The sequence below is a fragment of the Streptomyces sp. CA-278952 genome, from assembly GCF_028747205.1.
Lineage (GTDB): Bacteria > Actinomycetota > Actinomycetes > Streptomycetales > Streptomycetaceae > Streptomyces.
The window spans coordinates 482,029-506,756 of record NZ_CP112880.1; the positions used below are offsets into that span (position 1 = coordinate 482,029).

The window sequence follows — 24,728 nt, forward strand, 5'->3', positions numbered from 1 at the left end:
GTGCTCAGGCGACCACGTCGGTGATCATGAAGGCCGCCACCGCGAACAGGGTGTACGCGAAGACTCTCCGCAGAGTGGCGCCGGAGACCTTCGCCGCCAGCCGTTTGCCGTCCCAGGCTCCGAGGATCGCCGCTCCGGCGAACGGGGCGATCACCTCCCATCGAAGGTCGTCGCCGGTTCCCGACCGGGCCACCAGGGCGACGAGGGAATTGACGGTGATGACCAGGAGGCTGGTGCCCACGGCCTGCTTCATCCGCAGGCCGAGGACTCCGACGAGGGCGGGCACGGCGAGGAATCCTCCCCCCACCCCGAGGAATCCCGTCACGGCGCCGAGACCGGCGCCGGCTCCGGCCGCCTTCGCGGGCCGCGCCCCCTCTGTCGGCTCGGCCGAGGAGGGCCGCAACATGCGCAGCGCCGCCAGGGCGGCGATCACCGCGAACGCGGCCGTGAGAGCCGCTTCGGGCAGGTGATCGGCTACGGCTCCGGCGAGGAACGCCGGAAGGACTCCAGCGGCCGCCATCAACACCCCTGGTTTCCAGGCGACATGGCCGTCCCTGGCGTGGGCGTAGAGAGCGGTGGCCGAGGTGGCGGTGACGATGATCAGACTGGCCGTGGCGGCCGAGGCCGCCGAGAAGTCGAGCAGGTAGATCAGTGCCGGAACCGCCAGAACACCGCCACCGCCGCCGAGCGCACCGAGCGCCAGCCCGATCACCGTCCCGGCGACGAGGGCGAGAACCAAAGTGCTCACGCTATCGAGCCGCCGTCACCGCGCTCGTCGATCACCGGCAGCCCTGCGGCGGCCCACGCGATCATGCCGCCCTTGACGTCCACCGCGTCCACTCCCCGCCCGGCGAGAAGCCTCACTGCCCGCTGCGAGCGCTGCCCGCTACGGCAGATCACCACCAGCGGCCTCTCCCGCGCCGCCGCAGCCGGGAGCGGCGCGCCCGCGGCCAGGGCGGTCAGCGGCGCGTGCACCGCGCCGGGAGCGTGGCCGGTTCGCCACTCGGACTTCTCCCGCACGTCCAGCAGAACGGCTTCGGGCCGCACCCCGCCGGTACGGGTGCGCGCCTCGCCGACGGACAGGCGTTCTCCCCGTCCTCGGAATCGGAAGAGGAACATCGTCGTCACCCTTCTTCGGTGACGACGGTCAGCCCGGCCGCGGCCGCGGCGTCGAAACCGTCGTCCACGGCGACCACGTCCCGCCCCGCCGCGTCCAGCAACGACGCGGCGATGCCCGCGCGCATACCGCCCGCACAGTGCACCCAGACCGTGCCGTCGGGCACGTCGCCGATACGGCGGTGGATCTGGTGGATCGGGATGTGCACCGAGCCCTCGATCCACCCCTCCGCCCGTTCGGACGAGCGGCGTACGTCCAGGACGACGATCCGGCCCCTGTCCTGACCGGCCAGTTCGGCGAACGTGGCACGAGGAAAGGACGCTGCGCTCTCGCCGGCGCGAAGCCAGTCCGCGGGACCGCCGGTCGCGGCGGCCGCCGGCCGGTCGATGCCGACGCGCACCAGCTCCCGCTGGGCCGCGGCAAGCTGCTCGGCGGACTCGGCGAGCAGGGTCACCGGCTTGCCCCAGGGGATCAGCCAGGCGAGGTACGTGGCGAGCTTGCCGTCCGCCTCGAAGTTGAACGACCCCGCGACATGCCCCTCGGCGAAAGCGACGCGGTTACGCAGATCCACCACCCACTCCCCCGCCGCGAGCCGCGCGGCGACCTCGTGGGGGTCGGCCACGGCCGGCGCGGTCAGGTCCACGGGGGCGGGCCCGGCCGCATTGACGGGGCTCATGTGCGCGTAGTACGCGGGCACGTCCTCGAGCCCCGCCAGCAGCTCGGCGACGAAGGTGTCCACATCCACGGTGAGAGCCGGGTTGACCGCCTTCTCCCTGCCGATCGTGGTCGCCTCCCCGTCGGCCTGGGCGGACGAGCAGAAGCTGCCGAACCCATGCGTCGGCAGCACCTCGGTCCCGTCGGGCAGCGCGTCCGCGAGGCGGCGGGCGGAGGCGTGCTGGGCACGGGCCAGCTGCTCGGTGAGCCGCGGCTCCACGAGATCGGGACGCCCCACCGTACCGATGAGGAGAGAGCCACCCGTGAACGCGGCGACGGGCCTGCCGGCCTCGCTCAGCACGTACGACATGTGGTGCGGCGTATGCCCGGGCGTCGCCACCGCGCCCAGGATCAGTTCCGCGTCGATGACGACGGTGTCGCCGTCGGACACGGCGGTTCGGGCGAAGGAGACGTGCGCGCCGGCCGGGACGTGGTAAGCGGCTCCGGTGATACGGGCCAGCTCGAGACCGCCGGTCACATAGTCGTTGTGGATGTGCGTCTCGACCACATGGGTGATCGCCACACCACGCCGGGCCGCGGCGGCCAGCACCCGGTCGACGTCACGTGGCGGATCCACGGCAACCGCCGCCTGCCGGCCACCGGCCAGGTAGCTGCGGTTGCCCAAGCCCTCCAGCTCGATGGCTTCAACGAAGAACACGAGAGTCTCCTTCCGACGAAAAATTACCCCCCGGGGTATACGATTCACCGTAACACTCTTACCCCCGGGGGTATATTTCGTGGGGTGGCGGCCCACAACGGACGAGCCGGCACCAACCTCCTCAACACCGCGGCCCGAGCGGCTGGACCACTTCGCCACGGCGCCGGCCATCCGCGGAGAAGGGCTCGGGGACCACGCGGCGCTCGCGGAGGCCGTCACCATCGAGCGGGAGGCGGTCGCGTGCATGTCGGCGGGCGATCCGCTGCGGGCCCAGTTCATGGGCAACCTCGCCGTCAACCTGAACGCGTTGTTCCACGCGACCGGGGACCTGGCCCACGTCATGGAGGCGATCGACGTCGCTCGTCGTGCCGCCGAGGCCACGGCCGGGCAGGACGACCACCCGCGTGCGCTCGGGATCCTCGCCGTCATGCTGCACAACCGGTTCCGGGTGACCGGGGAGCTGCGGGTGTCGTCGGAGGCGGTCGACCGAGCGCGGGACTCCGTCGGCCTCGGCGCGGTCCTGGTCGCCGGCCAGGCCCAGCGGCTCTCCAACCTCGGCGCCATGCTGTCCGACTGGTCCACCAGGACGGGCGAGGCGGAGGTGCTCGACGAGGCGGTCTCCGCGCACCGCGCATCCGCGGACGTGACGGCGGACGACGACCCGGACAGAGCGCTGCGGCATGCCCGGCGCCACGGTGCTGGTCGGCGCGGACGCGACGCGTGACGCCGTTCTCGACGCCTTGCCGTCCAGCGGCTGGGCGCACTTCGCCTGCCACGGGTACAGCGACCCGGACAACCCTTCGGACAGCCACCTCGCGCTGCACGACCATGATCACGCGCCGTTCCGCGTGCTGGACCTTTCCCGGCTGCGCCTGCGGAACGCGGAGTTCGCTTTCCTGTCCGCCTGCGACACCGGCCGCACCACCGCGCGCTACGTCGCGGTGGCATCCGCTCCATGGGCCGGTGGCCCCCGCAGCCGCCTGTGCCGGCACCCCGTACGGGACGCCGGCACAGGCGGCTGCATCCGTGCCGGGCCGCACCCTGCCTAAAGGCTGCGGGCCAGGCGGTCGGCGAGCAGCCGGGTGAAGCGGGCCGGATCGGCCAGGTCGCCTCCTTCGGCGAGCAGCGCGCTGCCGTAGATCAGCTCGGCGACCTCCGTGAGCGCGGGGTCGTCGGCGTCCGCGTCGTGTGCTGTGCGCAGGGCGGTGACCAGCGGGTGTGAGGGGTTGAGTTCCAAGATCCTCTTGACGGTGGGCATCTGCTGGCCCATCGCCCGGTACATCTTCTCCAGGGTCGGCGTCACGTCGTGGGCGTCGCCGACGATGCAGGCTGCCGAGGTGGTCAGACGTGAGGACAGGCGGACCTGCTTGACCTGTTCGGACAGGGCGGTGGTCAGCCAGGGCAGCAGGGCGGCGAAGTCCTCCTCGCGCTGGGCCCTGGCGGCGTCGTCTTCCTTCTCGTCGTCGGTGGAGTCGCCGAGATCGACCTGGCCCTTGGCGATGGACTGCAGGGGGTGGCCGTCGAAGGCCGGGACCCGGTCGACCCACACCTCGTCGACGGGGTCGGTGAGGATCAGGACCTCGTAGCCGTTCGCGGCGACGGCTTCCATGTGCGGGGAGTTCTCCACCATCGCGCGGCTCTCGCCGGTCAGGTAGTAGATGGTGTCCTGGCCGTCCTTCATGCGCTCGACGTACTCGCGCAGCGTGGTGGTCCTGTCGGGGTCGTGGGTGGAGGCGGTCGACACCAGCTGAAGCAGGGCATCGGTGTTGTCCGTGTCCTCGACCAGGCCTTCCTTCAGGGCCCGGCCGAACTGTTCCCACACCTTCGCGTAGCGCTCGGTGTCCTTGGACTGCATGTCCTTGAGGGCGCCGAGGACCTTCTTGACCAGGCGTCGGCGCACGCCGTGAATCTGGCGGTCGTGCTGGAGGATCTCGCGCGAGACGTTCAGCGACAGGTCGTGGGCGTCCACGACACCCTTGACGAAGCGCAGGTAGTTGGGCATGAGCGCTTCGCAGTCGTCCATGATGAACACCCGCTTGACGTACAGCTGCACGCCGGGCTTGGTGTCGCGGGAGAACAGGTCGAAGGGCGCCTGCGACGGGATGAACAGCAGCGCCTCGTACTCGAAGGTGCCCTCGGCGCGCATGTGGATCGTCTCGGCCGGGGGCAGCCAGTCGTGGCTGATCTGCTGGTAGAACTCGTTGTACTCCTCCTCGGTCACCTCGGTGCGGGGGCGGGCCCACAGCGCCTTCATCGAGTTGAGCGTCTCGGTCTCGCGGGTGGTCGCGCCATCGGCGGCGGTGCGCTCGGTGGCCATGCGGATGGGCCAGCGGATGAAGTCCGAGTACTGCTTGACGATCTGACGGATCTTGGGCTCGGAGAGGTAGTCGGCGCGTCCGTCCTCGCTGTCGGCGGGCTTCAGGTGCAGGGTGACCGAGGTGCCCACGGGCAGGCCGTCGACGGCCTGGATGGCGTAGGTGCCCTCGCCGTCGGACTCCCACCGGGTGCCGGTGTCGGTGCCGGCGCGCCGGGTGCAGAGGGTGACCTTGTCGGCGACCATGAAGGCCGAGTAGAAGCCGACGCCGAACTGCCCGATCAGATTCTCGGCGGTGGCGGCGTCCTTGGACTCCTTGATCTTCTCCAGCAGACCGGCGGTGCCGGACTTGGCGATCGTGCCGATCAGCTCCACCAGATCCTCGCGGGTCATGCCGATGCCGTTGTCACGGACCGTCAAGGTGCGCTCATCCGCGTCGACTTCCAGTGCGATGTGCAGATCAGCCGATTCGGTCTCGAGGCTGGAGTCGGTCAGCGATTCCAGCCGCAGCTTGTCCAGGGCGTCGGAGGCGTTGGAGATCAGCTCGCGCAGGAAGATGTCCTTGTTCGAGTAGATCGAGTGAATCACCAGCCGGAGCAACTGGCGGGTCTCCGCCTGGAATTCCAGCGTCTCGACACTGCCGCTCATGGGGATCTCTTTCTGTGGGAACGTCATGAAGGGGATAGGAGCAGGGCCGGGACGGGGGCTTCACCGTCACCGGCGTGGTTCGGCATGGGTCGGGCCACACCCGCATGGTGTGCCTCTGCGTGGTGGGAGTCAGTCATCACCGGGGGCGTGGCTGTGCGCCTGGACGCCCAGGGCGTCCAGGGATTCGGCGAGGCCGGTGTGGCGGGCGTCGAGGTAGGGGCGGATGCCGGCCAGAGGGGCGATGAGCTCTGCGGCGTCGGCTGCGCCGAGAGCGGCGTGCAGGGCGTCCTGGGCCGAGCGGGCCCCGGGCGCGAGGTGGGCGAGCGCGGCGATCTGCCCGGAGAGGCGGCGCAGGTCGGCGGCGTTGGCGCGGGCCCGGTCGGCGGTGGCGCGGTCGGCGGCTCGTGCCTGACGGGTGGCCGCCACGCGCTGCTCGCCGGTGGTTCCGGCGGCGCCGGGGCGGCCGCGCAGGTAGCGGCGTTCGGCGGCCTGGCGGCTGGCGACACCGAGGGGTCGGGCGAGATCGGCCCAACTGGCGCCCGCGCCGCGGGCGGTCTCGATCAGGCCGGTCTCCCAGCCGGCGAGATGCTCGCGCACCTGCCGCAGCAGCATCAGCGAGGCCAGCGCCTGCTCGGGGCCGGGGCCGACGGCGTCGGGGGACTCACGCTGCGCGTCGCGCAGAGCGTCCTCCATGGCGGCAAGGGCCGCCGCGGCGGCGATGAAGGACGCCGGGCCCTGTGCACCGGCACTGGCGGCGATCGGCTGGTCTGCTGCGTTCACGGCACCTCCCTCGTTCTGTCAGCGGGCCGACGACATCAGAATTGTCATCCATTGGACGACGAATGACAACGGGATCAGTGCAGCAGATTGGCAGCTCGAACCTGCTGGAGGTGTTTCACGATTTCACGATTTCACGATGTTGATGGCAGGTCCTGCTCCTGTAACCCGTCGGGTACGACGTGCTCCGCGGCCGTCCTCACCGGATCGGGGCGTCGGCCGACCGGCGACGATCGCGTCGCCCTGGGTCCTGTCTGCCCCTGGAGGCGGCGTGCGCGCTGAGCGCGCCAGACCCCGGACCAACCAGCAGCTGCCACGCCAGGGAATCGCCATCGCCGATCTCGACTCGGTCCCGGCGACCATGACTTGCTCGTCCTGAGCCGGAGGGACGTTCTCCAGTCAGGTGAAAGGCCCGGCGTCAGCTGCACGCTGATAGCGTCCGCCGCAACACCATCGCCCCTCGGGCGGGCGATGCGCCGGCACCGTCACGAGCCATGCTCAGCACCTCGACGGCGGTTCCTACCCTCTGAACGTCTCCAGCAGCCGCAGCCACACCTCGCTGATCGTCGGATACGCCGGGACCGCGTGCCACAGGCGGGCGATGGGGACCTCCCCCGCGACCGCGATCGTCGCCGAGTGCAGGAGTTCGCCGATGCCCGGGCCGACGAAGGTGACGCCGAGCAGGATCTCGCGGTCCAGGTCCACGACCATCCGGGCGCGGCCGCGGTAGCCGTCGGCGTAGAGGCCGGAGCCGGCGACCGAGGCCAGGTCGTAGTCGACGGCGCGTACGCGGTGGCCCGCGCGTTCGGCCTCGGCGAGGGTGAGGCCGACGGACGCGGCCTCCGGGTCGGTGAAGACGACCTGGGGGACGGCCGCGTGATCGGCGGTGGCCGCGTGGGCGCCCCAGGGGGCGGTCTCCAGGGGGCCGTTCCCGGCGCGGGCGGCGATCGCCGCGCCCGCGATGCGGGCCTGGTATTTGCCCTGGTGGGTCAGGAGTGCGCGGTGGTTGACGTCCCCGACCGCGTACAGCCAGTCCGTTCCGTCGACGCGGCAGCTGTCGTCCACGGTGAGCCAGGAGCCGGGTTCGAGGCCGATCGTCTCCACGCCCAGGTCGTCCGTGCGCGGGGCCCTGCCGGTGGCGAAGAGGATCTCGTCGGCCTCGATGCGGTCGCCGTCGTCCAGGTCGACGGTGACCGGGCCGTCCGGTACGGGGCGGTGGACGGCGGTGACCGAGACGCCCGTACGGATCCGGGCCCCGGCCTCCGTCAGCGCGTCGGCGATCAGCTCGCCCGCGAAGGGCTCCATCTTCGGGAGCAGACCGCCGCCCCGGATCAGCAGCGTCACCTCGGAGCCCAGGGCCTGCCAGACGGTCGCCATCTCCACGCCCACGACGCCCCCGCCGACGATCACGAGCCGGCCCGGGGCTTCCTTGGCGCTGGTGGCTTCTCGGCTGGTCCAGGGGCGGGCCTCCTCGATGCCGGGGAGGGAGGGGACCACGGCCCGGGAGCCGGTGCAGACGGCGACGGCGTGCCGGGCCGTGAGCCGGTGCTCCGTGCCGTCGGGGGCGGTGACGGTGACCGCACGGGGGCCGGTGAGCCGGCCCGTACCCCGGTACACGTCCGCTCCGACGCTCTCCAGCCAGGCGACCTGGCCGTCGTCCTGCCAATGGCTCGCCTCCGCGTCCCGGTGGGCGAGTACGGCCTCCACGTCCAGGGGGCCCCGCACCGCGGCGCTCAGTCCCGGCACCCGGCGGGCGTCGGCGCGGGCGACGACGGGGCGCAGGAGCGCCTTGCTCGGCATGCACGCCCAGTAGGAGCACTCGCCGCCGACCAGCTCGGACTCCACCACCGCCGCGGAGAGCCCGGCGGCGCGGGCCCGGTCCGCCACGTTCTCCCCCACCGGACCCGCGCCGATGACCACTACGTCGTACTCGGAGTGCTCGGAGTTCTTCCCTGCGTCAGTCATGGGAACAGTGTCCTCGCGGGTGTGCGCCCCGGCCACATGGGCAGGCGGAATAGCGCACGTGCAGTCACCGTTGTGCCGGACAGGACCCGTGAGGACCCCACCGGCAGAGGAAGAGGTATCCCCCGTATGAGCACCGTCGAGCTCACCAAGGAAAACTTCGATCAGGTCGTCAGCGACAACGATTTCGTCCTGATCGACTTCTGGGCTTCCTGGTGCGGCCCCTGCCGGCAGTTCGCGCCGGTCTACGACTCGGCCTCCGAGCGCCACCCCGACCTCGTCTTCGCCAAGGTGGACACCGAGGCGCAGCAGGAGCTGGCGGCTGCCTTCGAGATCCGTTCCATTCCGACGCTGATGATCGTCCGCGACAACGTCGCGGTCTTCTCGCAGCCCGGTGCGCTGCCCGAGGCGGCTCTGGAGGACGTCATCGGGCAGGCCCGGAAGCTGGACATGGACGAGGTCCGCACGTCCGTCGAGGAGCAGAAGCGGGCGGCCGAGGCGGGCCAGGGGCAGCCGGAGGCCCCGTAAGTCCGACCTGCCCTGCGCCCGGCACGGCCCTGGGGCCCCGACCGACACCGTAAAGACGGTGTACGCGGTCGGGGCCCTCGTTCGTGCCCGGGGCAGGAAGCCCGGGTATCCCAGCCCTGCCCCTCCTCCTCGTTCTCTCGCTTTCGCGCTTTCGCGCTTTCGCGCCTTCTCGCTTCCCGCTTCTCGCTCTCAGGGCGGGGGGCGCTCTCCCTCGGCCCCGGCGACGCGGACCGACATGCCGAAGTCCAGTTCCTCGCCGTCGATGAGCACGGCCTCCACCATCCGGGTCTCCGGGTCGACGTCCGCTTCCATGCCCTCGCCCGCGTACCGGGGGTAGCCCGTGGCCCCCGTCTCGCCGGTGGCGGCGACGACCGCGGACCGGATCGGCCGGCCGGGGGCTCCGGTCCGCGTCCTGCTGTGGTCGGGGATCAGGAGGAGCTCGTAACTCTGCGGGTGGCTCATGCCTCCGACGCTAGACATCCGCCGTACGTCGCGCATGTCGTCGCGCCGGAGGCGGTCAGCTGGATTCCCGGTGCACGGCGCTGGTGCGGAGCAGGTCCTGATGGACCGGTGGTCCGCCCGGGTGCTGGACCATGCGGTCGATCGTCTCGGCCAGCGGCTGCGACATGGCGAGCTCCATCCGGACCGTGCTCAGCCGGGGACGCAGCAGCCGGCCGATGAGAGCGTCGTCGGCGCCGATCACCGCCGTGTCGGCGGGCACGGTCACCCCAGCGTCCTGGAGGGCCCGCATCAGCAGCATGGCGTACTCGTCGTTGTACGCGAACACCGCGTCCAGTCCCAGCTCCGGCCAGCGGGCGGCCAGCTGGTGAGCGGACTCCTCCTCGTACCACAGCGGGAGGGGGCACACGCGGGCCCCCGCCGGTTCGGCGACGCGACGTGCCCCGATGAGGCGGGGTTCGGAGAAGGGCACCCGGCCCGGTTCCTGGGGCATGACCACGCCGATGTGGCGACGGCCGCGGGCCAGCAGGTGTTCCACCGCGCTGGCGCCGACCTGGCGTTGGTCCATGACCAGGCCGTGCGCTCCGGCCACCGGGCCGGGGCCCAGGGTGATCACCGCCTTGGCTCCGGAGCGGGTCAGTATGCCCGTGCCGTGGGGGGTGAGGGCGATGCCCGGCGGTACGACGACGGCGACGGGCCGCAGTTCGGCCCAGGCCGTGGCCGCCTCGTCGGCGGTGAGACCGACGCTGCCGTACTGGACGACGGTGTAGTCCAGGCGGCGCAGCCCGGACTGGAGTTCCTCGAAGAAGTACTGGTGCAGTGGTCCCGCCGGTATGTGACCGGAGGGCAGCAGGACCATGCGGCTGTGTCCGGCGCGCAGACTGCGGGCAGCCGCGTGCGGGACGTAACCGAGCTGGAGGGCTGCCTCCCTGACCCGGCGTCGGGTGGGTTCGCTGATCCGGACGGTGGCGTTGTTGTTCAGTACGTATGACACGGTGGCCCGGGACACTCCGGCGAGGCGCGCGACATCGGCGCTGGTCGGAACGGAGGTTTCGGCGGGCTGCTTGGGTAACTGGCTCATGGCGTCGGGCAGTCTTCCAGACCCGTGGGAGTGGGTTTCGGCCCGGGGCCCGCAGCTCCGGTCACGGTGGCCGGAACGCCGCCCCGCGGCCCCGGCCCGACGCCCCGCTCCCGGGATCGGGCGGGGGAGGTTCTACGGTGTTGCGATGACGTTCCCCGACAGCGCGTACCGATCCGACAACCCCTTTGACGTGCCCGGCAGCAGCGGGCCGACCGCCACGACACAGGCCGACGCCGATGACGTGGGCTCCGTGCGTACGTCCTACGCCCCCGATCGCGACGGCGATCCCGACCCAGGTGAGATCGTCTGGACCTGGGTGCCCTTCGAGGAGAACGACGGGCGGGGGAAGGACCGACCGGTGCTCGTCGTGGCCCGCGAGGAGGCGGGCACGCTGCTCGCCGTCCAGCTCTCCAGCAAGCAGCACGACCGGGAGCACGAGTGGGTGGCGCTGGGCGCGGGCCCCTGGGACAGCTCGGGGCGGCCGTCCTGGGCGGGCCTTGAGCGGGTACTGCGGGTCCACGAGGACGGGATGCGCCGGGAGGCGTGCGCTCTGGACCGGGAGCGGTTCGACCGGGTCGCCGGGCGGCTGCGCGAGCGGTACGGCTGGAGCTGAGCGGCGACGCGGTGGCGAGGGGTGTGGACTCGGCGGGAGGGGGCGACGCGGTGGGCGGCGGTGCGGTGGGCAGTGGGCAGTGGGCGGCGGTAAGGCCTCGCCGGGCTCGGTCCGGACACGCCGGTCCCCGGGTCAGGTGAACGTCCGGGCGAAGGCGGCCCGGACGGCTGATTCGGGGTCCCGGTCCAGGATCCCGAAGACGATCTGCTCGAAGTGGCCGCCGAACCGGCCGCGCTCGCCGAGCAGCGCCCGGAACGCCTCCGCCACCTGTGCCGGATCGTTCTGGAAGACCCCGCAGCCCCAGGCCCCCAGGACCAGTCTGCGGTAGCCCCGTACGGCCGCGACCTCCAGCACCCGTTCGGCGCGGGAGGCCAGGGCCGCCGGGACGCGGTGGGCCTCCTCGGGGGTCTGCCGCCGGATCACCCCGGCGTTGGGCGCGGGCGAGGTGAGGAAGCCGACGGTGTACGGGGCGTCCAGGAAGGCGCCGCGGTCGTCGCGGAAGACCGGCACCCCGGGCGAGTGGATCACCCGGTCGGTGTAGAAGGCGCTGCGTTCGGCGCGGTGGTGCGCGTAGTACTCGGGGGCGCGCAGGAGGGTCGCGTGGAGGGCCGAGCCGCGGCACAGGGCCTCCTCCTGGGCCTGCGCGCCGTTGAGGTAGCCGCCGCCTGGGTTGCGGGCCGAGGCGTAGCTGAGGACGGCGACGCGGCCGGGTGCCTCGCCGGTCATCCTGCGGGCCGCGGCGAGGCTGCTCTCGCCGGTGACCTCGAAGTGCGGGGTGCGGTCGGTGTCCAGGGCCGCGACGGGCACCGGGTCCGGCCCGTAGAGCCTGGTACCGGACAGCGCGGCGGCCACGGCCCGTGCAATGGACACGTCCTGACCTGCAGCGTTGCGATATGTCCCGGCCTCGACGACCGCTTGTGTCCCGCGCGCGATACCGCGCAGCCGCGCGCTCACCGGCGCTCCCCCGTGTGGTGCATACGGGGCATACTGACGGGGAACCCGGCCTGGGCGCAACCGGATTCTTCTGTCTCGAGGGCACCCTTGTGCGATCTCCGGGTACGGGTTTGGCTGGTAGGTACACGGCTGAGAAGGAGGCCCCATGGGCTTGGACATTCCCGGCGCAACCGGCTCGCGCCCGGACGCCGTCCCCCTCGACGAGAGCGGGGCAGAGGATTTACTGCGCGGCATCTGTTTCAAGACGGGTCCGCCTCGAACCGTCGGAGTGGAACTCGAATGGCTCATCCACGACCGGGAACGACCTGACCTTCCGGTCGGCCAGGAACGGCTGGACAGCGCCGTCGCGGCGGTCCGCGCACTGCCGCTGAGCGCGGCGCTGACGTTCGAGCCGGGTGGGCAGCTGGAGCTCAGCTCGCAGCCCGCCGGCTCCCTCATGGAGTGCGTCGACGCCACCGCGGCCGATCTGGCGGCGGTCCGCGCCACGCTCGGCGCGGCGGGGCTCGCCCCGGTCGGGCTCGGCGTCGACCCGTGGCAGGCTCCGCGCCGCAGGCTGCGGGAGCCTCGCTACGAGGCGATGGAGGCCGCGCTGGACCGTACGGGGCCGGCGGGGCGGGCGATGATGTGCACCTCGGCGTCGGTCCAGGTCTGCCTGGACGCGGGCGAGGAGGAGCCGGGGCCGCTCGGTTACGGGCGGCGCTGGCAGCTCGCGCACCTGCTGGGCGCGGTGCTGGTGGCCGCGTTCGCCAATTCGCCGTTCCAGCAGGGCCGCCGGACCGGCTGGCGCTCCACCCGGCAGTCGCTGTGGGCCGATCTGGACCCGGGCAGGACCCTGGCGCCCGGTTCCGGGCGCGCCCCGCGCGAGGCCTGGGCCGCGCACGTGCTGGACACGACCGTGCTGTGCATCCGGTGCGAGGAGGGCCCCTGGGACGTGCCGGAAGGGCTGACCTTCCGTGAGTGGATCCGTACCGGGTCGCCCCGGCCGCCGGTGCGGGCCGATCTCGACTACCACCTCACCACGCTGTTCCCTCCGGTCCGGCCGCGCGGCCATCTCGAACTGCGCATGATCGACGCGCAGAGCGGGCCCGACGGGTGGCTGGTGCCGCTCGCCGTCGCCACGGCCCTGTTCGACGACCCGGAGGCCGCCGAGACCGTGTACCGCACCGTGAAGCCGCTGGCCGAGACGGCGGGCGCACAGGCCGCACCCCGCAATCCGCTCTGGACGGCGGCGGCCCGTGAGGGGCTAGCCGACCCGGAGCTGCGGGCCGCGGCCTCCGCCTGTTTCGGGGCGGCGCTCCCGGCACTGGAGCGGATGGGAGCGAGCGGGGCGGTGCTCGACACCGTGGCCGCCTTCACCGACCGCTATGTCGCCCGGGGCCGATGCCCGGCCGACGACCTGTCCGAGCCCGGCGACCTGACCGGTCGGAGCCTGTCGACCGGTCGGAGCCCGCTGAACGGTCCGAGCCCGCTGACCGGCCCGAGCCCGCTCAACGATCGCACCCCGCCGCGTCCCGGAAAGGCGGCCTCCGCATGACCGAGCACCGTGAAGACACCCGGCACCGCGAGCACTCCGACGCCTTCGATCCGGCCGGCTCCACCGCGTCGACCGGCTTCCCTGTCGTGCCCGGCATCGATCCGGAGGTGCTGCGGCGGCGTGCCCTCGACGCGCTACTGTCCGCGCGCGAGCGGACCGCGCTGCTCACCGACAGTGTGGACGACGGCGAACTGACCGCTCAGCACTCCCCGTTGATGTCACCGCTGGTCTGGGACCTGGCGCACATCGGCAACCAGGAAGAGCAGTGGCTGCTGCGCGCGGTCGGCGGCCGGGAGGCGCTGCGCCCGGAGATCGACGGGCTGTACAACGCCTTCGAGCACACGCGCGCCTCGCGCCCCTCGCTGCCGCTGCTGGCCCCCGCCGAGGCCAGGACGTACGCCTCCGACGTACGGGGGCGGGCGCTGGACCTGCTGGAGGGCGCACCGCTGCACGAGGGCGGGCGCCCGCTGGAGCGGGCCGGGTTCGCCTTCGGCATGATCGCCCAGCATGAACAGCAGCACGACGAGACGATGTTGATCACCCATCAGCTGCGCGCGGGGCCCGCGGCGCTGACCGCGCCCGCGCCGCCCCCGCCCGTCGGTGCCGAGGCGCTGCCGGACGACGTCCTGATTCCCGGTGGCCCGTTCACGATGGGGACCTCCGCCGAGCCGTGGGCCCTGGACAACGAACGGCCCGCGCACCGGTGCGACGTGCCGGCGTTCCGTCTGGACACCTCGCCGGTCACCTGTGGTGCCTACCTCCGCTTCATCGAGGACGGCGGGTACCGGCAGAGGCGCTGGTGGGCGCCCGAGGGCTGGGCCATGGTCCGTGAACACGACCTGGCCGCACCGCTGTTCTGGCGGCGGGAGGCGGGAGCGTGGCTGCGCCGCCGGTTCGGGGTGACCGAGCTGGTGCCGGAGGACGAGCCGGTGCTGCACGTCAGCTGGTACGAGGCGGACGCGTACGCCCGCTGGGCGGGGCGGCGGCTGCCCACGGAGAGCGAGTGGGAGAAGGCCGCCCGTCACGATCCGGCCTCCGGCCGCTCCCGGCGCTACCCGTGGGGCGACGAGGACCCGACGCCCGAGCGGGCCAACCTGGGCCAGCGCCACCTGCGTCCGGCACGGTCCGGCGCGTATCCGGCGGGCCGTTCGCCCGCCGGGGCCGGGCAGTTGATCGGTGACGTGTGGGAGTGGACCTCCAGCGACTTCCAGCCCTATCCGGGGTTCGTGGCGTTTCCCTACCGCGAGTACTCGGAAGTGTTCTTCGGGCCGGGGCACAAGGTGCTGCGCGGCGGCTCGTTCGCCGTGGGCGAGGTCGCCTGCCGGGGCACCTTCCGCAACTGGGACCTTCCGGTGCGGCGGCAGATCTTCTCCGGATTCCGCACCGCGAGGGATGCCTGATGTGCCGTCACATCGCCTATGTGGGCGAGCCGGTGGCGCTCGGAGAGATTCTGCTGCGGCCTCCGCACGCCTTGGTGCGGCAGTCCTGGGCGCCGCGCCGCCAGCGCTTCGGCACGGTGAACGCGGATGGTTTCGGGGTCGGTTGGTACGCGGAGGGGGACCCGCTGCCCGGACGCTACCGCCGCCAGGGACCGATATGGGGCGACGAGACCTTCACCGATCTGGCCCGGGTGGTACGCAGCACCGCGCTGCTGGCCGCCGTACGGGATGCCACCGAGGCGGGTGCGGACGGGGAGGCCGCGGCCGCGCCGTACACCGCCGGGCGGCAGTTGTTCAGCCACAACGGGATGGTGCGGGGCTGGCCCGGCTCACTCGCCGACGCGGCCGCGGCCCTGCCCGCCGAGAGACTCCTGTCGCTGGCCGCCCGTAACGACTCGGCGCTGATCTGGGCGCTGATCCGCCACCGGACCGACGCGGGGGACGATGTGCCGCGCGCCGTCGCGGAGACCGTGCGGGAGGTCGCGGCCGCCGCGCCCGGCTCCCGGCTGAATCTGCTCCTCACCGACGGGGAGACGATCACGGCGACCGCCTGGGGCGACACCCTCTGGTACCTCACGACACCGGGCCACCGCACCGCGGTCGCCTCGGAGCCGTACGACGACGACCCGCTCTGGCGCGAGGTCCCCGACCGCACGCTGCTGGTCGCGAGCTCCACAGACGTCCTGCTCACCCCGCTCAAGGAGCCCACCGCGTGAGTCCCTTCCTGCTGACCCGCACCCTGCCGGTGGACGCGACGGACGCGGCGCTGCGCGCCGACGTCCTCAGCGGCCTGACCCGGCATCCCAAGACCCTGCCGCCGAAGTGGTTCTACGACGCCCGCGGCAGCGAGCTGTTCGAGGAGATCACCCGGCTGCCGGAGTACTACCCGACCCGCGCGGAGCGGGAGATTCTTCAGGCGCGTGCCGAGGAGATCGCCGCGTCGTCGGGCGCCCGGACGGTGATCGAGCTGGGCTCGGGGTCGTCCGAGAAGACCCGTCATCTGCTGGACGTGCTCCCCGGGTTGCACAGTTACGTCCCCGTGGACGTGAGCGAGAGCGCGCTGACGGGGGCGGCCGAGTCGCTGCTCGCCGAGCACCCGGGGCTGTCCGTCCACGCGCTGATCGCGGACTTCACCGGGGGCCTGGCCCTGCCGGGGACACCGGGGCCCCGGCTGGTGGTGTTCCTGGGGGGCACGATCGGCAATCTGCTGCCGGAGGAGCGGGCGGCGTTCCTCCGGTCGGTGCGCTTGCTGCTCTCGCCCGGTGACGCGCTGCTCCTCGGCACGGACCTGGTGAAGGACGAGGAGACGCTGGTGGCCGCGTACGACGACGCGGCCGGGGTGACGGCGGCCTTCAACAAGAACGTCCTGAATGTCGTCAACCGTGAGCTGGGGGCCGATTTCCCGCTCGACGAGTTCGATCACCTCGCGGTGTGGAATCCGCGGGAACGCTGGATCGAGATGCGGCTGCGGGCCCGTCGGGCGCTGAGCGTCAAGATCCGGGAGCTGGACCTCGTGGTGCCGTTCGAGGCCGGCGAGGAGCTGCGTACGGAGGTGTCGGCGAAGTTCCGGCAGGAGGACGTCCGTGCGGAGCTGGCCGTTGCCGGCATGCGGCTGACTCAGTGGTGGACGGACTCGGCGGGGCGGTTCGCCCTGTCGCTGGCCACGGCGGTCTGACGGGACCGGAGCACGCCTCCGGGTTCGAGGACGGCCGCTCGTGCTCTGCGGGCCAGAGCGCGGCGGCCGTCCTCGCCGTCCACGGGGATCGGCGCGAGGACGTCGATCCGGGCGGTGAGCCCGGCCGCCCGCACCACCCGCCACAGGGAGACGGCGAGCGGGTCGGTCCCGACGAACGCGACGGCTCCCGCGGCCGGTGGGGAGCGGTGCTCCGCGGTGTGGTGCTCCACGGTGCCGTAGGCGATGCGGACCGGCCTCACCGTCGCGCCGGCGTCGATCGCCGCCTGGAAGACGGCGGGCCGGAAAGCGCCACCGTCCCGTCCGCACCAGGTGCTGCCCTCGGGGAAGACCACGACCCGGGAGCCGGAACGCAGGGCCGCGGCGACGGCCCGTACGGCGGCGGGCAGGGCGCGCAGCCGGTCGCGCTCGATGAACAGGGTGCCGCCGAGCGCGGCGACGGGGCCGAGCAGGGGCCAGCGCCGGATCTCGCTCTTGGCGACCATCCGGCCGGGCAGTACGGAGGCGATCAGCGGGATGTCGAGCCAGGAGATGTGGTTGGCGACGACGAGTTCGCCGCCCGTGGCGGTCTCCGGAGCATGCCGCCGCACGGTGACGCGTACGCCGAAGGCCCGGGGGACGGCGCGCGCCCAGCGCCGCGTCAGGCGACGCCGCGGGGCGGGCCCGAGCAGCCGTACCAGCGGGACACAGGCCACCCCCAGCATGACCAGTCCGCAGCCGGCCAGCAGCATGAGGGCGGCGGGCAGGGAAGCGCGTACGGCCCCGCTGTGCCGGGCGCAGCCGGCCGGGGTACACGGGGCGACGGGCAGCCAGAGGCTCATCGCAACGGGGCCAGGGAGAGGAAGTGGCGCAGGTAGCGCGGGTCGGTGCGGCGCAGCGAGAGCAGGACGTACAGGTCGGCGACGTTGAAGTCGGGGTCGTACGCCGGGGCTCCGCAGATCTGGGCGCCGAGCCGGAGGTAGCCGCGCAGCAGGGGCGGGAGTTCAGCCCGGGAGCCGGCTTCCGTGCCGTGCGCGGCGGAGTCCCAGAGCCGGTGCGGGGTGACCCAGTACTTCTCCGGCGCGAGGTGGCTCGCGCGAACGGTGTTCCAGCTCCGGGCGGCGCTCGCGCCCCCGTCGGCAAGCGGGAGGGAGCAGCAGCCCGCGATCCAGGTGTGGCCGGTGCGCTCCATGTACCGGGCGAGTCCGGCCCAGACGAGGGCGATGACCGCGCCGTCGCGGTGTGCGGGGTGGACGCAGGAACGGCCGACCTCGACGAGGTCGTCGCGGATCGGAGCGAGCCGGGTGAGGTCGAACTCGCTCTCCGCGTAGAGGCGTCCGGCGATCCGGGCCCGGTCCGGCGGCAGCAGCCGGTAGGTGGCGACGACGTCCCCGGTGCCGGTCTCGCGGACCAGCAGGTGGTCGCAGTACGCGTCGAAGGCGTCGCTGTCCAGGCCGGGTTCGGGCCCTTCCAGCCGGGCTCCGAGTTCCCCGGCGAACACGAGGTGGCGCAGGCGCTGGGCGGCTCGTACGTCTTCCCGGCAGGTGGCGAGGGAGACCCGGTAGGCCGGTTCCGGGGCGCCGGCGGAGGCGGGGAGCGGGGCGGAGGCGGGGAGCGGGGCGACGGGCAGCACGGTCATGGCGGTCTCCGGGGACGGAAGAGTGAGGGGCGCTGCCGGGCTGTCGCGGGGTGCGACGGCCCGGCCCCTTACTTCTTCCGTCACCGGCTGGATTCGACGTGACCGCTGTGGGGAGCGGGGATGTGCGACGGCTGAATCCCCAGGGACACGATGCCCCGGGGACTCCTGTCGCGTGGGCTCCGTGCCGCGTGGGCTCCGTGCCGCGTGGGCTCCGTGCCGCGTGGAGTCTGTCTTCGTCTTCCGTGGAGTCCGTCTTCCGTGGAGTCCGTCTTCCGTGGACTCCCTCCGGGTGGGATCAGCCGCTGCCGGCGAGCATGGCGGTGATGCGCTCGGATGCGGCCTTGGCCTCGCGGGCCGGGTCGCCGCCCTCGAGTACGGCCGTCATGTAGGGCTTGATCGGGTTCTCCGCCTCGACCCTGGCCCACTGGGGCGAGTTGGGGGTGGCGCGGCCGCGGGTGGCGCCTTCGGCCATCGCCGCGGTGCCCTCGTCGCCCTCGATGACATGGGCGAGGCTCGGCTTGTTGGGGACGTAGCTCATGCCCCGGGCGAGCTCCGTCTGCCACTTCTCGCTCGCCAGCGCCTTGACGACGGCGATGCCGGCGGTGCGTTCGTCGGCCTTCTTCGGGACGATGAGGTCGGAGCCGCCGGTGAAGACCGAGCCGGGGGCTTTCGAGGACTTGCCGGGAATGGGGAAGTAGCCGAGCTTTCCCTTGAGTTCGGGATTCTTCTGCTCGATGAGCGCGGCACTGCCCGGAGTCGAGATGATCTGCGCGACGTCACCCTTGGCGAAGACGTCGGTCTGCGGGGGCTTCTCCTCGTCGGCGTCCGTGGGTCCGTCGCCGAGCGCCTGCAGTTCCTGGTAGAACTCCATGCCCGCCAGGGCCTCCGGAGTGTCCAGGGCGCCCTGCCAGTCGCCGCCGTTCTCGTCGGCGAGTTCCCCGCCCTCGTCCCAGATGAAGCCGGCGAGCACGTACCAGTTCTGACCGGCCAGGTAGATGCCCTGGTTGCCCGCCCCGTTGAGCTTCTCGGTGGCGGCGATCCACTCGTCGCGCGTCTTCGGGACGGAGTCGATGCCCGCCTCCTCGAAGATCTCCTTGTTGTAGATCACCACCCGGTTGGCCGCGTACCAGGGGATGCCGTACTGCACGCCGTTGATGCTGCCGGGCTGGGCCAGGCCGGGCAGCCAGTCCTCGCTGCCCAGATCGCGCATCGACTCGAGGGTCAGATCGCGCAGGCCGCCGCTCTCCGCGTACTGCGCGACCTGCGTGTTGCCGACCTCGATCACGTCCGGGGCGTCGCCCTCCAGCGCGGAGAGAACCTTGGGTCCGATGCCGCTCCACTCCTGGATCTTGAAGTCCAGCTCGATCGAGGGGTTCTCCTCCTCGTACGAGCGGGTGAACTTGTCCAGGAAGCCGGGCGAGACGCTGTCCTTCATCAGCCAGACCGTCACCGTGCGGTCACCGCTGCCCGAACCCGGTATGAAGCCGCATCCACCGAGTGCGACGGACGAGACAAGCGCGATGGCTCCGGCCAGTATGCGGTTTTTCACGTGGTCACCTTCTGCGAAACGGCACAACGAAATCGGGACCCGGTGTGGGGGGATTGCGGGCGGTGCTCGCACGGGTGGTTGGCTGAATTTTGGTATGGACCATTCAGTAGGTCAAGGCGGACACCCGTCCCGATTCGCCCCATCCTCCCCCTCGCGGGAGAGCTCGGATTGGGGCAACGTGGTCCCAGGAGAGGAGACAAACAATGGCGAATCACACCTATCGGGTCACCGAGATCGTAGGAACCTCCGAGGAGGGCATCGACGAGGCGATCCGGAACGGCGTCGCAAGAGCGGCGGAAACGTTGCACAATCTCGATTGGTTCGAGATTAATCAAGTGCGGGGCCATATCGAAGATGGCCGAATCGCGCACTACCAGGTAGGCCTGAAGGTGGGCTTCCGGCTCGACGAAAGTGCCTGATCAGGTACGCCCCTCGCGTTCCTGGGCATCCTTCAGCACCGCCGACGGGTCTGCCCAGCGGGCCCGCACCACAGTAAATCCGGCCACCTGGGCCGCGTCGCAGACCAGCTCGTCGTCGTCCACGAGCATGCGCACCTGCCCCTTCCGCCCCAGCCGCCGGAGGACGTCCAGCTTCGTCCGGCGTGCGGGGCGCCGGTCGTCGTTGCGCCGCATGAACAGCGTGCCCTCGGGCAGCCCCTGACGGCTCAGCCAGCGCACGGTGTCACGACGGCACCGCTCGGGCCGTCCGGTCAGATAGACGATGGCGCACTCCTCGGCGCTCGCGAGCACCATCCGCACGCCCTCCGCGAGCGGCGGGTCGTCCACGGCCGCGGCGAAGAAGCCGGCCCAGTCGCGCTGCGGGCCTTCCAGGAAGTGCTGCCGGTGGGCGGTGTCCGCGAGCGTGCCGTCCAGGTCGAATACGGCCAGCGGCCGTGCGTCGTTGTCCACGCCCCCAGCTTAGGAAGCCCGTCGGCCCCCGGCGTCGGCCGCCGTCGCGCGGAGATCCTGGGAGAGCCGCGGCGTTCGCGGGAATCCTGGGAGAGCGGCGGTGTTGAAGGGAGCGTGAGCTCTGTGATCGCCTCGACCCGCTTCTCCGTCCTGGACCGTTCCCGCACCCGTGAGGGGCACGACGCCTCACGGGCGCTGCGCGACACCGTCGACCTGGCCCGGGAGGCGGAGGCGCTCGGCTTCCACCGTTTCTGGGTCTCCGAGCACCACGGCGTGCCCGGGGTCGCGGGGTCCGCGCCGACGGTGCTGGCCGCCGCTGTCGCCGCCGCGACCTCCACCATCCGGGTCGGCACCGGCGGGGTGATGCTGCCCAACCACCGGCCGCTGGTCGTCGCCGAGCAGTTCGGGGTGCTCGCCTCCCTCTTTCCCGGTCGGATCGACATGGGGCTCGGCCGCTCCGTGGGGTTCACCGACGGCGTCCGCCGGGCGCTCGGCCACGGCAAGGAGGACGCCGAGGACTTCCCCGGGCGGCTCACCGAACTGCTCGGCTGGATCGACGGCACCCAGCAGGTGCACCCCGGGGTACACGCCCGTCCGGCGGAGGGCCTGCGCATCCCCGCTTACGTCCTGGCGATCGGGGAGGGCGCGTCGGTCGCCGCGGCCGCCGGGCTCCCCCTCGTCATCGGCGATCTGCGCGGCCGGGAGAAGGTGCTGCGCGCCATCGAGGTCTACCGCCGCGACTTCCGCCCCTCCGCCCGCGCCGAGCGGCCCGAGGTGATCGTCGCGGGCACGGTGGCCGTCGCCGGCACCGAGGAGGCGGCCCGCCGACTGCTCGTACCGGAGGCGTGGGCCATGGCGTACTCCCGTACGCGTGGAGACTTTCCGCCGCTGGCCCCGGCCGAGCGCGTCGAGGCCCTCGCCATGACGGCCAAGGAACGGAGGCTGTACGAGCGGGGGCTGGACGGCCATGTCCACGGCACCGAGGACCAGGTGGCAGGTCAGCTGGAGCGGGCGATCGAGGAAACCGGGGCGGACGAGGTGCTCGTCACGACCAGTACGTACGACCGGGAGGGTTTGGTGGACTCGCTGCGGCGGCTCTCCCGGATCGTCCGGCCCCGGGACCGGGCCGACGGGCGTGCTCCGCTGCGGAGCCTCGACGTCCGATAGCCGCCGGACCCGCCCGCGAGGATCGGGAACGCTGGGAGGCATGACGCACTCTCCGACGACGGACTCCCGGGCGGTCCTCACCGCCATGTACACGGCCGAAGCACGCTATCTGGCGGCCGGCGGACCGGGCACGGCCTCCTTCGACCTCCTGGCGCCCTGCTTCGCACCCGATGTGGTCCTGCATCAGGCGGCGGGGCTCCCGTACGGCGGAGTCTGGCGCGGGCATCTCGGCATGGAGCGGTTCTTCCGGGCGATGAGCGACACCTGGTCCGAGTTCGAGCTGGTGGAACAGGTCTTTCTGGCCACCGGGGAGACCTCGGTGGTGCGCACGATCGTCCGCGCCGTGTCCCGGGCGACCGCGCGGGAGCTGACGTTCCCCATCCTGCAGACCCTCACCGTCCGGGACGGCCGGATCACCGAGGTGCGGCCGTTCTACTGGGACACCGAGGCCGTCACCCGCGCCTGCACACCGTGAGGCGCGCGGCCGGATCCCAGGGGCCGCCGTCGGCGCCGACGCCTAGAATCGAACTGTTTGTCCCGCCAGGCGTCAGAACCCACCCGTACGGAGCCGAGCCCCATGCACTCCCCCCACGATCCGTACGTCCGGGTGCGCGGCGCCCGCGAGCACAACCTCAAGAACGTCGAGGTCGACATCCCACGCGACACCCTGACCGTGTTCACGGGCGTGTCGGGGTCCGGGAAGTCCTCGCTCGCCTTCGGGACCATCTACGCGGAGGCCCAGCGCCGCTACTTCGAGTCCGTGGCCCCCTACGCCCGGCGGCTGATCCATCAGGTGGGCGCGCCCGCCGTCGGGGAGATCACCGGTCTGCCGCCCGCGGTCTCGCTGGAGCAGCGGCGCTCCGCCCCGGGGGCCCGGTCCTCCGTCGGGACGGTGACGACGCTCTCCAACTCGCTGCGCATGCTCTTCTCCCGTGCGGGCGACTATCCGCCGGGGGCCGAGCGGCTGGACTCCGACTCCTTCTCCCCCAACACCGCCGTCGGGGCGTGCCCGGAGTGCCACGGGCTGGGGCGCGTCCACCGGACGGACGAGGAGCTGCTCGTCCCGGATCCCTCGCTGTCGATCCGGGAGGGGGCGATCGCCGCGTGGCCCGGGGCGTGGCAGGGCAAGAACCTCCGCGATGTGCTGGACGCGCTGGGCCACGACGTCGACCGGCCGTGGCGCGAGCTGCCCGAGAAGGACCGGGAGTGGATCCTGTTCACCGACGAGCAGCCGGTGGTGACGGTGCATCCGGTACGGGACGCGGGCCGGATCCAACGCCCGTACCAGGGCACGTACATGAGTGCGCGGCGCTATGTGCTGCACACCTTCGCCGATACCAAGAGCCGGGCCCTGCGGGCGAAGGCGGAGCGCTTTCTGACGAGCTCCCCGTGCCCGGTGTGCGGCGGTAGCCGGCTGCGGCCGGAGGCGATGGCGGTGACCTTCGCGGGGCGGACCGTCGCTGAGCTGGCCGGGCTGCCGCTGTCCGCACTGGCCGAGGTGCTGTCCGGTGCGGGGGCGGGCGGCGAGGAGACGGCCCGGGTGCTGACCGGTGATCTGCTGGCGCGGATCGGGACGGTGACGGAGCTGGGGCTCGGTTATCTGAGCCTGGACCGGACGGCCCCGACGCTGTCCTCGGGGGAGCTGCAACGGCTGCGGCTGGCCACGCAGTTGCGGTCGGGGCTCTTCGGCGTCGTCTACGTCCTGGACGAGCCGTCGGCCGGGCTGCACCCGGCGGACACCGAGGCGCTGCTCGGGGTGCTGGGCCGGCTGAAGGAGGCCGGGAACTCGGTCTTCGTGGTGGAGCACCAGATGGACGTGGTGCGGCGGGCGGACTGGCTGGTGGACGTGGGTCCGCTGGCCGGCGAGCACGGCGGGCGGGTGCTGCACAGCGGGCCGCCCGAGGGGCTGGCCCGGGTGCCGGAGTCGGCGACGCGGCGGTTCCTGTTCGAGGAGGGGCCCGCGCCGGTACGGAAGCCGCGGGCGCCGGCCGGGTGGATCCGGCTCACCGGCGTGGAGCGGCACAATGTGCGGGGCATCGACGCGGCGTTCCCGCTCGGGGTGTTCACGGCGGTGACCGGGGTGTCCGGCTCGGGCAAGTCGACCCTGGTCGGCCAGGTGCTCGCCGGGGTGCTGGCGGACCGGCAGGCGGGTGAGGAGCCCGGGCCGGGTGCGCGGTACTGCGCGGCGGCCACCGGCCTGGAGGCGGTGGACCGGCTCGTCCAGGTCGACCAGAAGCCCATCGGCCGTACGCCCCGGTCCAATCTGGCCACGTACACCGGCCTGTTCGACGCCGTGCGGAAGCTCTTCGCGGGGACGGACGCGGCGCGGGAGCGGGGGTACACGGCGGGGCGGTTCTCGTTCAACGTGAGCGGCGGGCGGTGCGAGACCTGCCAGGGCGAGGGGTTCGTCTCGGTGGAGCTGCTGTTCCTGCCGAGCACCTACGCGCCCTGTCCGGACTGCCACGGCGCGCGGTACAACCCGGAGACCCTGAACGTCACCCTGAACGGCCTGACGATCGCTCAGGTCCTGGAGCTGACCGTGGAGTCGGCTGCGTCCTTCTTCGCCGGGACGCCGGCCGCCGAGCGCGCGCTGACCACCCTGCTGGACGTGGGCCTCGGCTATCTGCGGCTCGGGCAGCCCGCCACGGAGCTGTCCGGCGGCGAGGCGCAGCGCATCAAGCTGGCGGCGGAGCTCCAGCGCGCCCGGCGCGGGCACACGCTGTATCTGCTGGACGAGCCGACGACGGGGCTGCATCCGGCCGATGTGGAGGTGCTGATGCGGCAGTTGCACTCCCTGGTCGACGCCGGGAGCACGGTGGTGGTCGTGGAGCACGACATGGCCGTGGTGGCGGGCGCGGACCATGTCATCGACCTGGGCCCCGAGGGGGGTGACCGGGGCGGCCGGATCGTCGCGTCCGGCACCCCGGCGGAGGTGGCGGGCGTCGCGGGGAGCCGTACGGCGCCGTATCTGGCGAAGGCGCTGCGGCGCTGAGCC

General features: G+C 72.4%; 25 protein-coding genes. 12 read left to right on the forward strand and 13 right to left on the reverse strand.

The features are described 5' to 3' along the window. Positions 1-4: 4 nt before the first annotated feature. From N7925_RS02010 to N7925_RS02020, 3 genes are read right to left on the reverse strand one after another with little or no spacing between them, the layout of a single operon-like run. Positions 5-748 (reverse strand): sulfite exporter TauE/SafE family protein, encoded by a 744-nt coding sequence (locus N7925_RS02010; RefSeq protein ID WP_274342824.1) that lies wholly within the window; start codon positions 746-748, stop codon positions 5-7. Further along, positions 745-1,119 (reverse strand): rhodanese-like domain-containing protein, encoded by a 375-nt coding sequence (locus tag N7925_RS02015; protein ID WP_274342825.1) that lies wholly within the window; start codon positions 1,117-1,119, stop codon positions 745-747. Before N7925_RS02015 ends, N7925_RS02010 begins: the two co-directional genes overlap by 4 nt. Before the next feature lie 5 nt (positions 1,120-1,124). Continuing rightward, entirely contained in the window at positions 1,125-2,489 is a 1,365-nt protein-coding gene (locus tag N7925_RS02020; RefSeq protein WP_274342826.1) for an MBL fold metallo-hydrolase, read from the reverse strand. A gap of 79 nt (positions 2,490-2,568) precedes the next feature. Between N7925_RS02020 and N7925_RS02025 the strand changes: the two genes are divergently transcribed. Beyond that, positions 2,569-3,213, forward strand: coding sequence for a hypothetical protein (locus tag N7925_RS02025; RefSeq protein ID WP_274342827.1), 645 nt, complete (start codon positions 2,569-2,571; stop codon positions 3,211-3,213). Beyond that, on the forward strand, positions 3,170-3,538 hold the full coding sequence (locus N7925_RS02030; protein WP_274342828.1) for a CHAT domain-containing protein: 369 nt from the start codon (positions 3,170-3,172) through the stop codon (positions 3,536-3,538). Before N7925_RS02025 ends, N7925_RS02030 begins: the two co-directional genes overlap by 44 nt. Here the strand turns inward: N7925_RS02030 and htpG are convergent. The 3 genes from htpG to N7925_RS02045 all read right to left on the reverse strand — a co-directional run bounded on the left by htpG (position 3,535) and on the right by N7925_RS02045 (position 8,193). Then, the gene (gene htpG / locus N7925_RS02035; protein WP_274342829.1) at positions 3,535-5,451 is read right to left on the reverse strand and encodes a molecular chaperone HtpG; all 1,917 of its coding nucleotides are present in this window, start codon (positions 5,449-5,451) and stop codon (positions 3,535-3,537) included. The genes N7925_RS02030 and htpG overlap by 4 nt on opposite strands. Before the next feature lie 129 nt (positions 5,452-5,580). After that, positions 5,581-6,231, reverse strand: a complete 651-nt coding sequence (locus N7925_RS02040; RefSeq protein ID WP_274342830.1) for a type III effector protein — start codon at positions 6,229-6,231, stop codon at positions 5,581-5,583. A gap of 516 nt (positions 6,232-6,747) precedes the next feature. Then, positions 6,748-8,193 carry a dihydrolipoyl dehydrogenase family protein gene (locus N7925_RS02045; protein WP_265597762.1) on the reverse strand — a complete coding sequence of 482 codons (1,446 nt, stop codon included), beginning with the start codon at positions 8,191-8,193 and terminating at the stop codon, positions 6,748-6,750. Between the two features lie 126 nt (positions 8,194-8,319). On the opposite strand from N7925_RS02045, the gene trxA reads away from it, so the two are divergent. Next, positions 8,320-8,718, forward strand: a complete 399-nt coding sequence (gene trxA, locus N7925_RS02050) for a thioredoxin (protein WP_265597763.1) — start codon at positions 8,320-8,322, stop codon at positions 8,716-8,718. 189 nt (positions 8,719-8,907) lie between these two features. On the opposite strand, the gene N7925_RS02055 is transcribed toward trxA, so the two are convergent. Next, positions 8,908-9,180 (reverse strand): hypothetical protein, encoded by a 273-nt coding sequence (locus tag N7925_RS02055; RefSeq protein ID WP_265597764.1) that lies wholly within the window; start codon positions 9,178-9,180, stop codon positions 8,908-8,910. Between the two features lie 55 nt (positions 9,181-9,235). Then, complete coding sequence (locus tag N7925_RS02060; RefSeq protein WP_265597765.1) at positions 9,236-10,258, reverse strand: LacI family DNA-binding transcriptional regulator; 1,023 nt, start codon at positions 10,256-10,258, stop codon at positions 9,236-9,238. A gap of 145 nt (positions 10,259-10,403) precedes the next feature. On the opposite strand from N7925_RS02060, the gene N7925_RS02065 reads away from it, so the two are divergent. Continuing rightward, the gene (locus N7925_RS02065) at positions 10,404-10,871 is read left to right on the forward strand and encodes a type II toxin-antitoxin system PemK/MazF family toxin (RefSeq protein ID WP_265597766.1); all 468 of its coding nucleotides are present in this window, start codon (positions 10,404-10,406) and stop codon (positions 10,869-10,871) included. Positions 10,872-11,003: 132 nt separating this feature from the next. On the opposite strand, the gene N7925_RS02070 is transcribed toward N7925_RS02065, so the two are convergent. Then, a complete protein-coding gene (locus tag N7925_RS02070; RefSeq protein ID WP_274342831.1) occupies positions 11,004-11,825 on the reverse strand; it encodes a TIGR02452 family protein in 822 nt (273 codons plus the stop codon). 145 nt (positions 11,826-11,970) lie between these two features. Between N7925_RS02070 and egtA the strand changes: the two genes are divergently transcribed. From egtA to egtD, 4 genes are read left to right on the forward strand one after another with little or no spacing between them, the layout of a single operon-like run. After that, positions 11,971-13,359 carry an ergothioneine biosynthesis glutamate--cysteine ligase EgtA gene (egtA, locus tag N7925_RS02075; protein ID WP_265597768.1) on the forward strand — a complete coding sequence of 463 codons (1,389 nt, stop codon included), beginning with the start codon at positions 11,971-11,973 and terminating at the stop codon, positions 13,357-13,359. Further along, entirely contained in the window at positions 13,356-14,759 is a 1,404-nt protein-coding gene (gene egtB / locus N7925_RS02080) for an ergothioneine biosynthesis protein EgtB (protein WP_274342832.1), read from the forward strand. Before egtA ends, egtB begins: the two co-directional genes overlap by 4 nt. Next, positions 14,759-15,514: an ergothioneine biosynthesis protein EgtC gene (gene egtC / locus N7925_RS02085; RefSeq protein ID WP_274342833.1), complete on the forward strand. Its 756-nt coding sequence runs from the start codon at positions 14,759-14,761 to the stop codon at positions 15,512-15,514. The genes egtB and egtC overlap by 1 nt, the downstream gene beginning before the upstream one ends. Continuing rightward, complete coding sequence (gene egtD / locus N7925_RS02090) at positions 15,511-16,473, forward strand: L-histidine N(alpha)-methyltransferase (protein WP_274342834.1); 963 nt, start codon at positions 15,511-15,513, stop codon at positions 16,471-16,473. Before egtC ends, egtD begins: the two co-directional genes overlap by 4 nt. Here egtD and N7925_RS02095 read toward each other — a convergent pair. The 3 genes from N7925_RS02095 to N7925_RS02105 form a co-directional block, all read right to left on the reverse strand. After that, positions 16,416-17,312 (reverse strand): lysophospholipid acyltransferase family protein, encoded by an 897-nt coding sequence (locus N7925_RS02095; RefSeq protein WP_274342835.1) that lies wholly within the window; start codon positions 17,310-17,312, stop codon positions 16,416-16,418. The genes egtD and N7925_RS02095 overlap by 58 nt on opposite strands. Continuing rightward, a complete protein-coding gene (locus N7925_RS02100) occupies positions 17,309-18,109 on the reverse strand; it encodes a GNAT family N-acetyltransferase (RefSeq protein ID WP_274342836.1) in 801 nt (266 codons plus the stop codon). Before N7925_RS02100 ends, N7925_RS02095 begins: the two co-directional genes overlap by 4 nt. A 295-nt stretch (positions 18,110-18,404) precedes the next feature. Continuing rightward, entirely contained in the window at positions 18,405-19,658 is a 1,254-nt protein-coding gene (locus N7925_RS02105; RefSeq protein WP_265597774.1) for an extracellular solute-binding protein, read from the reverse strand. A gap of 203 nt (positions 19,659-19,861) precedes the next feature. On the opposite strand from N7925_RS02105, the gene N7925_RS02110 reads away from it, so the two are divergent. Further along, positions 19,862-20,077 (forward strand): dodecin, encoded by a 216-nt coding sequence (locus N7925_RS02110; protein ID WP_018955713.1) that lies wholly within the window; start codon positions 19,862-19,864, stop codon positions 20,075-20,077. On the opposite strand, the gene N7925_RS02115 is transcribed toward N7925_RS02110, so the two are convergent. Beyond that, positions 20,078-20,566, reverse strand: a complete 489-nt coding sequence (locus N7925_RS02115; protein ID WP_265597775.1) for a phosphatase domain-containing protein — start codon at positions 20,564-20,566, stop codon at positions 20,078-20,080. Between the two features lie 114 nt (positions 20,567-20,680). On the opposite strand from N7925_RS02115, the gene N7925_RS02120 reads away from it, so the two are divergent. The 3 genes from N7925_RS02120 (at position 20,681) to uvrA (ending at position 24,725) form a co-directional block, all read left to right on the forward strand. After that, positions 20,681-21,733 (forward strand): MsnO8 family LLM class oxidoreductase, encoded by a 1,053-nt coding sequence (locus N7925_RS02120; protein ID WP_265597776.1) that lies wholly within the window; start codon positions 20,681-20,683, stop codon positions 21,731-21,733. Positions 21,734-21,773: 40 nt separating this feature from the next. Continuing rightward, on the forward strand, positions 21,774-22,208 hold the full coding sequence (locus N7925_RS02125) for a nuclear transport factor 2 family protein (protein WP_274342837.1): 435 nt from the start codon (positions 21,774-21,776) through the stop codon (positions 22,206-22,208). A 102-nt stretch (positions 22,209-22,310) separates the two neighbouring features. Then, positions 22,311-24,725 carry an excinuclease ABC subunit UvrA gene (uvrA, locus tag N7925_RS02130; RefSeq protein WP_274342838.1) on the forward strand — a complete coding sequence of 805 codons (2,415 nt, stop codon included), beginning with the start codon at positions 22,311-22,313 and terminating at the stop codon, positions 24,723-24,725. Positions 24,726-24,728: the final 3 nt, after the last annotated feature.